Origin of the sequence: Salinisphaera sp. Q1T1-3 (assembly GCF_003602005.1) — a bacterium.
Classification (GTDB): Bacteria; Pseudomonadota; Gammaproteobacteria; order Nevskiales; family Salinisphaeraceae; genus Salinisphaera.
This window is the reverse complement of record NZ_QZWD01000004.1, coordinates 100743-112405: the sequence shown is the minus strand read 5'-3', so window position 1 is coordinate 112405 and position 11663 is coordinate 100743. Positions and strand designations below refer to the sequence as shown.

At 67.2% G+C, this 11663-nt stretch carries 8 protein-coding genes and 1 tRNA gene; 7 read left to right on the top strand and 2 right to left on the bottom strand.

What is annotated here, in order from left to right:
* Positions 1-59: 59 nt before the first annotated feature.
* Positions 60-1709, bottom strand: coding sequence for an acyl-CoA dehydrogenase family protein (locus D3260_RS05635; protein ID WP_120097602.1), 1650 nt, complete (start codon positions 1707-1709; stop codon positions 60-62).
* A gap of 329 nt (positions 1710-2038) precedes the next feature.
* A complete protein-coding gene (gene murB / locus D3260_RS05630; protein WP_120097601.1) occupies positions 2039-3031 on the bottom strand; it encodes a UDP-N-acetylmuramate dehydrogenase in 993 nt (330 codons plus the stop codon).
* A 136-nt stretch (positions 3032-3167) separates the two neighbouring features.
* Between murB and D3260_RS05625 the strand changes: the two genes are divergently transcribed.
* From D3260_RS05625 to D3260_RS05595, 7 genes are all read left to right on the top strand, one after another.
* Complete coding sequence (locus tag D3260_RS05625; protein ID WP_120097600.1) at positions 3168-3827, top strand: HAD family phosphatase; 660 nt, start codon at positions 3168-3170, stop codon at positions 3825-3827.
* A gap of 126 nt (positions 3828-3953) precedes the next feature.
* The gene (locus D3260_RS05620) at positions 3954-5753 is read left to right on the top strand and encodes a M61 family metallopeptidase (protein ID WP_158583407.1); all 1800 of its coding nucleotides are present in this window, start codon (positions 3954-3956) and stop codon (positions 5751-5753) included.
* The gene (locus tag D3260_RS05615; protein WP_158583406.1) at positions 5734-7599 is read left to right on the top strand and encodes a long-chain fatty acid--CoA ligase; all 1866 of its coding nucleotides are present in this window, start codon (positions 5734-5736) and stop codon (positions 7597-7599) included. Before D3260_RS05620 ends, D3260_RS05615 begins: the two co-directional genes overlap by 20 nt.
* 95 nt (positions 7600-7694) lie before the next feature.
* Positions 7695-8330: a glycerol-3-phosphate acyltransferase gene (locus D3260_RS05610; RefSeq protein ID WP_120097597.1), complete on the top strand. Its 636-nt coding sequence runs from the start codon at positions 7695-7697 to the stop codon at positions 8328-8330.
* Positions 8321-9304, top strand: coding sequence for a biotin--[acetyl-CoA-carboxylase] ligase (locus tag D3260_RS05605; RefSeq protein WP_120097596.1), 984 nt, complete (start codon positions 8321-8323; stop codon positions 9302-9304). Before D3260_RS05610 ends, D3260_RS05605 begins: the two co-directional genes overlap by 10 nt.
* 125 nt (positions 9305-9429) lie before the next feature.
* A tRNA-Thr gene (locus D3260_RS05600) sits at positions 9430-9505 on the top strand.
* Positions 9506-9739: 234 nt separating this feature from the next.
* Positions 9740-11359 (top strand): APC family permease, encoded by a 1620-nt coding sequence (locus tag D3260_RS05595; RefSeq protein ID WP_120097595.1) that lies wholly within the window; start codon positions 9740-9742, stop codon positions 11357-11359.
* Positions 11360-11663: the final 304 nt, after the last annotated feature.

The window sequence follows — 11663 nt, the reverse complement described above, 5'->3', positions numbered from 1 at the left end:
TTGCCGGACACACGGCGATCTCTCGACGAAAAGGCGCTCGCACGAAACATCAACAGACCCTAGAACGCGCGGGCGATGAGGTCGGCGGCACGATCGCCGCAGTCGGCGACCCCATAAGCACGCGAGCCCGGTCCGGCGAGGCGCGTATCGCAGAACAGGGCACCGACCCAATCGGCATCGGCCCGCAGGAGGATGGCGGCCTGCAGGGCCTTGGCGGCATCCTCGGCCATGGCCCGGGCAGCGGCCGGTAGCGCGGCCGCGTCGTCAAACGATCGGGCAAGCCGGTCGCAGTGGGTGTCGAAATGCCGGTTCAGGCCACGCGCGGCGTCGAGCTCGGCCAGCAGGGCATCGCGACTGGCCGGACTGCGCGCCAGGGCGCGCAGCATGTCCAGACACTGGACGTTGCCGGCGCCTTCCCAGATGGAATTCAGCGGCGATTGCCGGAATAGTCGTGGCATCAGGCCGGTCTCGACATAGCCGGCGCCACCGAGGCATTCCTGGGCTTCGTTGACGAACGCCGGCGCACTGCGACAGATCCAGTACTTGCCGATCGGAGTGGCCAGGCGTGCCAGCTGCTGCTCATGTTCGTCACCGCCCTCGAAGGCCCGCGCCATGCGCATGGCCAGCGCGATCGCGGCCTCGGATTCGAGCGCGAGATCGGCAAGCACGCGTTGCTGGAGCGGCTGGTCGACGAGTGCGGCGCCGAAGACATGGCGCGCCCGTGAATGATGAATCGCCTGGACGAGGGCGGCGCGCATCAGGCCGGCCGAGCCGAGCATGCAGTCGAGCCGCGTCTGGCCGACCATTTCGATGATCGTGGCCACACCGCGGCCGGGCACGCCGATGCGATGGGCTTCGGCGTCGACGAATTCGACTTCCGAGGAGGCATTGGCGCGATCGCCGAGCTTGTCCTTGAGCTGCATGACGTTGATCGCGTTGCGTTGGCCGTCCGATCGCCAGCGCGGCAGCAGAAAACACGACAGGCCTTCATCGTCCTCCTGGGCGAGGACGATGAAGGCATCGCTCATCGGTGCGGAGAAGAACCACTTGTGACCGGTCAGATGATGCCGATCGTCGCCGGTGGCCACCGCACGCGTGGTGTTGGCCCGGACATCCGAGCCGCCCTGTTTCTCGGTCATGCCCATACCGATCGACAGGCCGCGTTTCTCGCCGGGCGGGCGACAGTCGGGATCGTACTCCGACGAGAGCACACCGGGCAGCCAGGCCGGTGCCAGTGCCGGGGCATGACGCAATACCGGCACGGCCGCATGGGTCATCGTGGTCGGACAGGCTGTGCCTGCCTCGTACTGGTTGTGCAGATAGCACAGGGCGCTGCGTACGACCTGGGCCCCGGGCCGTTCCTGCGTCCAGGTCAGGCTGTGCAGCTCGTGTTCGCGGGCCAGCGCCATGCAGCGGTGATAGGCCGGATGAAAATCGACCTCGTCGATACGCCCGCCGAATCGATCGAACGAGACCAGGCGCGGCGGATGCTCGTTGGCGGCGAAACCGAGCCGCAGCAACTCGCCACCGGCGATCCGGCCATAGGCATCGCACCGGCCTGCCCCCCAGTCACCGCCTTCACGAGCCAACGCTTCGACGAGCGGCGCGTCGGTGGCGAACGCGTTGAAGTCGAACAGCTCCGTCGGCTGGTTGCTGACCTCGTGCGTGACAAGGCGATGGCGCGGGCGCAGCGGCGTATGGTGATCCATGACAGGCCTCGATCCGTGGTTCATGCCGCAAGGCTTTAACACGCCCGAAGGTGGCGGTGATATGCGCGCTTCGGCGCAGGGCGGCGGTCGCCACCGGTCGCAGGCGTCGTGACAACGCGGCTGGCCGTCATGGCGGATCGGGTCGGGCGTCGGTCCCGAAAAAGAAAAAACCGGCCCGGAAGTGCTCCGGCACCGGTTGCGACACGGGGCATACCCCCGAAATCACCCAAGCTGTGGTCATACGGCTTGTTTTTCGCGTCGAGGCGAGCCCGACGACATTCATGCTGCCGAGCGTCGATGACAGCCGTATGACAACGACCCGGCGATTTTCAGACAGCCTGGCTCGTTGCCGGCACACGCTTGACCGGCGCAAAGCCCCCCACGAAGGAGATCTCCGGCTCCAGCCAGTATCCGGTGGTTGCCGAGACCGTGCGCTGGACATGCATGATCAGTGCACAGACCTCGGCTGCGGTCGCCCGGCCGCGGTTGACGATGATATTGGCGTGTCGCGGCGAGATTTCGGCATCCCCCACGCGAAAGCCCTTGAGGCCGGCTTCGTCGATCAGCCGGCCGGCGCCGATGCCGTCGATCTTCTTGAAGATCGAGCCAGCCGAGGGCTCGGTGTCCAGCGGCGGATGACGGTCGGCACGCCAGCGCAGATTCTCTTCCATGATGCGGGTCAGCGCATCACCGTTGGCCGGCTCCAGTTCGAAGGTCGCCGACAGCACGACATCGTCGCGGTTGTGGAGCACGGACTGGTCGTAGCCGAATTCGAAATAATCGACGTCCACCGTGCGGCGGACGTTGTCGGCGTCCAGGATGTCGGCGGATTCGAGCACTTCGCCAATGAACATCGTGCGCTCGCGGGCCGGCGCCGGTGAAAGGAAATGCAGGTTCTGCCAGAGCGCGCCGCCCACCGATGACGGGATGCCGACATAGTGCTCCAGCCCGGACAGCCCACGCGCAACCGCGGCATCGATGACGTCCGGGTAGATCAGCGCACCGCTGGCCGCGGTCAGACGCGTGCCACGCGTGGCGATCGCATCCGCGCGATTGGCGATCACTAGGCCGGCGAAGCCGCGGTCGCCGACCAGGATGTTGGCGCCGGTGCCCAACAGGAACCAGTCGATGTCCAACGCCCGGGCGACACGCACGGCCGTGGCCAGCGCTTCCGGCGTGCGAGCCTCGAAGTACAGCTCGGCGGGGCCGCCGATACCGAAACTGGTGCGCTCGGCCAGGCAGACGTTGCGAGTGAGCCCCGGCCCGAGCCGGCGCGCGAGGGCGCGCCGCTGGGCGGGCGTGGGGCGACGAGGATTGCGCATGAGGCCTCCGGACGGCTGACGCGGAAAATGGTCGGGGCCCGGGCCGTGCTTTGCAAGCCGGTCCGCAACGCGTGCTCGCGCGAATCGTCGACAGGGCCTAAGCTGGCACGAATCTCATCCGCGACCCGGGGCTGGATTGGCTTTTCATCCACGCATCGTCGTCTTCGATCTCGATGTCACGCTCACCGAGTACGATACGTTCCTGCCGTTTCTGTTCGGCTATCTGCGGCATTACCGTCGGCGCCGCAGTCTCAAGCTGTATCGCCTGCCAATCAATCTGCTCAAGTTCTGGCGCTGGGGCGATCGCACATGGCTCAAGACCGAGATGCTGCGCGCGTTTCTCGGCGGCGAGCCGCGCCATCGCATCGACGGCTGGGTGGCCGAGTTCGTCGAGGAGCTCATGGACGAAGCGATGCGCGAGCAGGGGCTGGCCCAGCTGCGCGCCTATCAGCGCGACGGCGTGCGGGTGATTCTCGCCTCCGCCAGTTTCGATATCTATGTCCGGGCGATCGCCGATGCCCTGAACATCGACGAGGTGCTGGCTACGCGAGCGGCCTGGGACCATCGCGATCGTCTGGTCGGCATGGACGGCGAGAACTGCCGCGACGACGAGAAGCTGCGTCGCGTCAAGGGGTTGGCCGACATGCCGGCGGATGGCAGCAGGGTGGCCGCCTATTCGGATTCCCATGCCGATCTGCCGTTGCTGCGCTGGGCCGAGCACGGCGTGGCCGTGTGTCCGTCCAAGCGGTTGTTTCATCAGGTCGGTGGGCTCGGGCTCGAAGTGGCGCGCTGGTGAACGATTTCGCGATGCGTGTGGGTGATCGCGCGTACACTCGGCGTATCGCACCGACCATGGGCAGTGGCCGTTCGCAGGCGTAGACTGCGCGCCGCGCGACGGTCCGGGGGCTGCAACAGGGGGCATATGTCGTTACTGGAATACACGATCACGCCGGCCGACCCGGCTGCGCATCGCGTGACCGTCGAACTGGCCTTCGCGGCCGAACCCGGGGCCACCGTCGGCCTGAATCTGGCCACCTGGATTCCCGGCAGCTACGTGATCCGCGATTTTGCACGTCATCTGCTGTCGATCGAGGCCGAGGCGGGCGGGACGCCGATTCCGGTCACGGCCGTCGAGCGCAGCCGCTGGACGATCGCGCCGCCGACCGGCGATGTCGTCGTGCGCTGCACGTTCTACGCCCGCGACCCGTCGGTGCGGGCGGCGTTTCTCGACGACACGCGGGCCCTGTTCAATTTCACCTCGCTGGCGCTCTGGCCGGACGGCGGACGTGGCCGCCCGGTGCGCGTGCATCTGGGCGAACCGCCGGCGCGCTACGACTGGCAGGTGGCCACCACGCTGGCCCCGGTGGACGATGACTGCGTCTCGGCGGCCGGCTACGGCGTGTATGAAGCACGCGATTACGACGATCTGATCGATCATCCCGTGGCGATGGGCGAGGCGATCGAGCGCGTGCCCTTCAGCGTGCGCGACGTACCGCACGCCTTCGTGCTGCTCGGCAGCCACGACGCCGACACCCGCCAGCTGGCCATCGACCTGGCTGCGATCTGCGAGGCTCAGGCAGCGGTCTTCGGTGAGCTGCCGGCCCGGCAGTATCTGTTTCTGGCCAATATCATGGCTCGCGGGTTCGGCGGGCTGGAGCATCGCGAATCCAGCGTGCTGGACGTGGCCCGCAACGCGCTGCCCAGCGCGGCACGCGTGGCCGCGACCGGCCGTCGCGACCCGGCCTACGAGACGCTGCTGGGGCTGGCCAGCCACGAATATTTCCATCTGTGGAACGTCAAGCGGATCCGTCCGGCCGCGGTGGCGGCCTCGGATCTCGCTGGCGAAGCGTATTTCCGGGATCTCTGGGCCTACGAGGGCGTGACCTCGTACTACGACGACCTGGGTCTCGTGCGGGCCGGGGTGATCACCGAGCAGAGCTATCTCGACCGGCTGGCCAAGCTTGCCACCCGCATCGAGCGCACGCCGGGGCGACATCGCCAGAGCCTGGCCGAGTCCTCCTTCGATGCCTGGCTCAAGTTCTATCGCCCGGACGAGAACACCCCGAACGCCGTCGTCAGCTACTACGGCAAGGGCGCCCAGCTCGCGCTCGGTCTGGATCTCAAGCTGCGTCTCGAGACCGAGGGGCGGGTTTCGCTGGATACCGTCATGCGCGCGGTCTGGCAGCGTTACGGCCGGGACGATGCGCCAGTGCCCGAGAACGCCCTGGCCCGGCTGGCAGCCGATGTCTCCGGCCTGGAGCTCGCGGATTTCTTCGATCTGCATCTGAATACCACCGCCGATGCGCCCTGGGCGGATTTCCTGGGGGATTTCGGCATCCGGGCGCTGGCTCGGCCGGCCGCCGACGACGCCGCGGTCGTGCGCGGCCGGATGGGGTTGTCGCGCGAGTCGCCCAGCTCGGCCCGTATCACGCACGTCGTGGATGACGGACCGGCCCAGCGGGCCGGCCTGTCGCCGGGAGACCGGTTACTGGCACTCGACGGCATCGAGATGGCCGAGGAGCTGGCCAGCCAGCTCGCACGCTATCCCGCCGGCGCCTGTCTGCGCGTGCATGTCTTTCGAGACGATCGGCTGCTGACGCGCGATGTCACGCTGGCCGGCGACGCCGCGCCGGAATGGCATCTATCGATCGACGAGACGGCCGATGCGACAGCCCATGCGCGTCGTGCGGCCTGGTTGCATCGTGAGTCGCGCGCCGACTGAGGGGCGACCGGCCGCCTGGCTGGACCGCGACAGCGCCGACACGCTCTGTGGGCTGTTCGATGCGCGGGTCGCGGCCACCCCTGATGCGCCGGCCTATCGGTTCTACTCGCCGCGGCGCGGGGCATGGCTGGATCGGACCTGGGCCGAGACCGATCGCCGTGTGGCCGCCTGGACCCGTGTGCTCAAGGCCCAGGGCGTGGGCGCCGGCGATCGGGTGGCGATCATGCTGCGCAACTCGCCGGAATGGCTTTGCGTGGAACAGGCCGCGATGCGACTCGGCGCGATGAGTGTGGGCCTGTTCTGTGCCGATACGCCGGCCAGCAATGCCCATCTCGTGGCGCACAGCCAGTCCTGTGTACTGGTGGCGGTCAAGGCGCGCTGGGTGATGCGCCTGCTGGCCGCCGATCCCTGCGAGCATCTGCGCGCCGCGCTGGTTTTCACCGGCGGGCTCGATGAGGACGCGCGGCTGACCAGCGCGGATGCTGCCCTTGAAGCGGCCACGGACGATACGGATCCCTTCGAGACCCGACCGCGTGCCGATGACGTCGCCAGCCTGGTCTATACATCCGGGTCCTCGGGACGCGCCCGCGGGGCGATGCTCACGCACGCCAATCTGTTGTCCAACGCGCAGGATGTGGCCGATGCGCTGCCGGCAGTGGCCGATGAATATGCGTTGTCCTATGTGCCGCTGGCCCACAGCTACGAGCGCGTGGTCGATGCCTATCGGGCGATGATCACCGGTGCCCGGATCGTGTTCTGTCGACACCCGCGCTTTCTGGGGCTGACGCTGGCGCGCGAACCGGTGACCACGCTCATCGGTGTGCCGCGGATCTACGAACGTTTCTATATCGAGCTGCATCGCTGGCTGTCGCGCCACCCGCGCTGGATCAAGCGTCTGGTCGCCACGACCATCAACGTCGGCGAGTCGGTCTTCGAGCGCCAACAGGGCCGCGGCCGGTTCGCGCTGTCGCATCTGGCCTGGCCATTGTTGCGCTATTTCGTCGCGCGGCGCTGCCTGCGTCTGTTCGGCGCCCACATGCAGCTCGCCGTCTCGGGGGCCGCCGCGTTGCCGCATCCGGTGGCCCGCACGCTGGTCGGGCTGGGTCTGCCGGTGTTGCAGGGCTATGGTCTCACCGAGGCGGGGCCGGTGGTCAGCGTGAACCGTGTCGACAACAACGAGATCGACAGTGTGGGCGTGGCCATCAACGGCGTGGCCACCAAGATCGGGCCGGACAACGAACTGCTCGTCCGCTCGCCCGGCGTGATGCACGGCTACTGGCGGGACGCCGAAGCCACGGCTCGAGTGCTCTCGCCGGGCGGTTGGCTCCATACCGGCGACAAGGTCAGCCGGTTGGACAAGAAACGGCTGTACCTGACCGGGCGCATGAAGGAAGTGATCGTGATGACCTCCGGCGAGAAGGCTTCACCGGAGCCGATCGAAGAGACCCTGCGTCTCGACCCGCTGGTCACCCGGGCCATCGTCGTCGGCGAAGCCCGTCCCGTTCTGGCAGCCGTGATCAGCTGTCCGGCACATCGCCTGACGCCGATCATGCGTCGTCTTGGGCTCGATCCGGATACACCGCAGGCGCTGGCCGCGGCGCGCCTGGAAAACTATTTTCTCGAGCGCTTCGCCCGTCTGATGACTCAGTTTCCTGCCCATGCCCAGATCCGGCGCGTGGCCGTGACCACGGACGGGTGGCGCCAGGACAATAGCCTGGTCACCGCGACCGACAAGACGCGCCGACGTCGGGTGGCGCGGCGTTATGCGACCGATATCGATCGTCTCTACGGCCGGCGCGCAGCCGGACAGAAAACCGATGTGTCCCAGAATACCAATCTCGGCTAGCCGAACACGGCCCGCTATGGCGCGTTGCCGTGGCCGAATGGCACCGACCGGCGCGGCGCGCCGGCGGCGGTCCGACAGCATGAACGGCCGGACGCATGCTTGAGGGCATGGCCATCGCGCTGGCGCTCGTATCCGCGTACCTGATCGGTTCGTTTTCCGGCGCGCTGGTGCTAGCACCGGTGTTCGGGGTTTCCGACGTGCGCGATCGCGGCAGCGGCAACGCCGGCGCCACCAATGCCTGGCGTGTGGGCGGGCGCGCCTACGGCGGGGCGGTGCTGGCCTTCGATGCCGTCAAGGGGGCGGTGGCGGCCGGGTTCGTGTCGGGCCTGATCGCCCCGGACCTGCCGTGGCCTTACGCCTGCGGCTGGCTGGCGATCGCCGGCCATGTCTGGCCGGTCTTTCATCGTTTCCGTGGTGGCAAGGGCGCGGCCACGGCCGTCGGCGTGTTCGCCATTCTGCTCCCGCTGGCGCTCGTGGTCGGTTGCCTTGTCTTTGCGGTGTTGCTCGCCTGGCGCCGGATCGTATCGGTAGCCACCCTCGGCGGGGGCGCGGCCTGCGTGCTGAGCGCCTGTCTGGTGCCGGGCTTGCCGGCGGCGGCCTCGGGGCTGGCCGTCTGTGCGTTCGCGCTGATCGTCTATACTCATCGGCCCAACCTGCAACGCCTGGCGGCCGGGACCGAGCCGCGCCTTGCCCGGCGCGACGGGCACAAGGTCTCGCAACGATGCCCCTGACCGATCGAATCGAGATGCCGGACCGGCTTCTGGCGGAACTGGCTGACGGCGAATGGCACAGCGGCCCGGCGTTGGCGCGGGCACTGGGCGTCACGCGGTCGGCGATCTCGGCACGAATCGGGCGTCTGCGTGCAACGGGGCTCGATGTGTTCAGCGTTTCCGGGCGCGGCTATCGGCTGGCCGCACCGCTCGATCTGCTCGACGGTGAACAAGTGCGCCACGAACTCGGTCCGCGAGCGGTCGGGCTGCTCGATCAGCTGCTCATCATGCAGCACACGGACTCGACCAACACCCGGCTGGCCGCTTACGACGACGGTGCCACGCGGGCCTGTCTGGCCGAGCAGCAAAGCGCTGGCCGAGGGCGGGCCGGCCGGGCCTGGGTTTCGCCCATGGCGAGCAATCTGTATCTGTCGGTCGGGCACGATCTGATGGCCGCCGGCGCGCCGCTCGGCGCCTTGAGCCTGGCGATCGGCGTGTCGGTTGCCGAGACACTGACGGACCTCGGCGTACGTGGCATGGCCCTGAAATGGCCGAACGACCTCTGGGTCGGACAGGCCAAGGTCGGCGGGATTCTGATCGAGGCCCGCAGCGAGGCCTCCGGCATTGCGCGTGTGGTCGCCGGTCTAGGGCTCAATCTGTCCATGCCGGCGACTGCCTCGTCACCCATCGATCAGCCCTGGACGCGCCTGGCCGATCACGTGACGCGCATGCCGGCCCGGAGCACGATTGCCGGTCGCTGTCTCGACGCTGTGTTGCGCGCGCTGGACACGTTCGCGGCGGCGGGTTTTGCGCCGTTCGCCCGACAGTGGCCATGTTTCGATCTTACCGTCGACCAGCCCGTACGGATCATCGACGGGCGCCACGAGCGATTCGGCATCGCACGCGGGCTCAACGACGATGCCAGCCTCATCGTCGAGATCGATGGGCGCCGAGAGGCCGTGTATTCCGGGGATGTGAGCCTGCGCCTGGCGTAAGGTCGGCCAGGCGAGACGGGTTTCGGGCCGGCGAGTCAGCGGGTACGGACGGGGCGCATGGCCGCCGGCGCTCGTGTTGCCTATGGCCAATCCGGGCCAGAGCATTCAGAATACCGCTCGACGACGCCCGCGTAGCTCAGCTGGTAGAGCAGCTGTCTTGTAAACAGCAGGTCATCGGTTCGACTCCGGTCGCGGGCTCCACTCGTCCCTCGTTGCGTTGTTGGTGACTGTGCATCCGGGCGCACCAGCGTGGCCGGATCGTTGGCCATAGCACTAAAGTAGCGCGCGGTTATCCTCGTTATCGTGCATCCAGGCCGCTAGGCTCGTGTTTCCGGGCCGTATGCATGGCGTGATTTTCGCTTGTCAGCAGGATCGCCGCTGCGCCGTGCGCGTGTCGGCTCGCATCATCTGCAGTGACTTTCGAGGAAAAGGCTTATGGCCACATCATCCGCCGCAGGCGGCAAGCTGAGACAGAGTGCCGGCCCGATCGGTCTTCTGTTTGCCAGCACCACGAGCATGATCGGCTCGGGTTGGCTGTTCGGTGCATACCACGCGGCCAAGCTCGCCGGTCCGTGGAGCATCCTGAGCTGGATCATCGGGGCCGTCATCATTCTCATGCTGGCGTTCTGCTTCGCCGAGCTGGCCACCATGTTTCCACGCAGTGGCGCGCTCGTGCACATCAGCCACGCCAGCCACGGCAGCGGCCTGGGCCGCATCTGGGGCTGGATGCTGTTTCTGGCCTATGTGCCGATTCCACCGGTCGAGGCCGAGGCGATCGTCACTTACGCGAACAACTATCTGCCGTTTCTGGTCAGTCCGGACAACGGCGTTCTGACCGTCACCGGTTTCATCGTTTCCGCGCTCCTGATCGGTTTGCTCGCCTGGCTGAACCTGCTGGCCGTGCGTACGCTGCTCAAGTTCAACTCGGCCGTGACGTGGTGGAAGATCTTCGTGCCGGTTGCCACGATCATCGGGTTGATCGTCGTTGCCTGGCATCCAGAGAACATGCACGCCGCGCCGGGCAGCTATCAGATTTCGGGCATTTTCACGGCGCTGCCGGCTGCCGGCATCGTATTCAGTTTCCTCGGCTTCCGGACGGCCATCGATCTGGCCGGGGAGAGCAGCAATCCGAATCGTTATATGCCGTTCGCGGTCATCGGCTCCGTGATACTGGCCAGCATCGTCTATGTGGGGTTGCAGGTCGCCTTCATCATGTCGATCAATCCGAGCGAGTTGGGCGGCGGCTGGGCCGCGTTGTCCTTCGCTGGCGATCTCGGGCCATTCGCCGGTCTGGCGGCCGGCCTCGGGATGACCTGGCTCGCCGCGATCCTCTATATCGATGCCTACGTCTCGCCGGGCGGGACCGGGCTGATGTTTTTGACCGGCGGCTCGCGCATCCTCATGGCCAACGGCCGACTCAAGGCCGGGCCCAGCGGTTTGGCGCGCTTGAACAGTCAGGGCGTGCCGTGGGTAGGCGTGCTCGTGATGTGGGTGGTCGGCTGTCTGTTCCTGCTGCCGTTCCCGGCCTGGCAGAAGATGGTCGGCTATATCACGTCGATCACGGTGTTGACCTACGGCATCGGTCCGGTCGTGCTGCTGTGTCTGAGGCGCAATGCGCCGGACGTGGCGCGGCCGTTCAAACTCGCAGGGGCCAACATCCTGGCGCCGATCGCTTTCATCTTGAGTAACTGGATCATCTACTGGGCCGGGTTCTACACGAACTCTGTCCTGTTCATCCTGATCGGCATCGGTTTCGTCATCTATGCCCTGTACTACCATTTCGTCGCGCGCATGCCGGGAGATGAATTCGGCTGGCGCCACATCGCCTGGCTTGCGCCCTGGTTCGGCGGCATCTGGTTGCTCTCCGCGCTGGGTGACATCGGCAACGGCCTGGGCGTGCTCGGCTTCGTGACCGAACTGATCCTGCTGGCGATCTGGAGCCTCGTGGTCATGTGGATCGCGTACAGGACCGCGCTCACGCCGTCCGAAACGCAGCACGCGATCGACCAGATTCTGGCCGATGAGGGCAGCGAGTCGGCGCATTCGCTGACGTAGCGCTATCGATAGGTCCAGGACGGATCAGCCGCTCGGCGGTCCGCTGAATCCGCGTGTATCGGGCCGGGCGGCGCCTTGGTCCGGCTCACGCGGCGCACGATGTCGCTGCCGGCCGCGCAACGCGCGGCGGAAGCGGATCGTGGCATGTCCGCTGCGTGCCGGATGGCGCGTGTGAGATCGATTCTGCTTGTGCGTTTCCAGAGGCTGTGGCAAAAGCGGCCCGCGCGGCGGCGCCGGCGGAAGGCAATCCCGGGTGCGGAGCGGCTGCGTCCGGGCCGCGGCGCGGCTGCTCATCGACGACCAA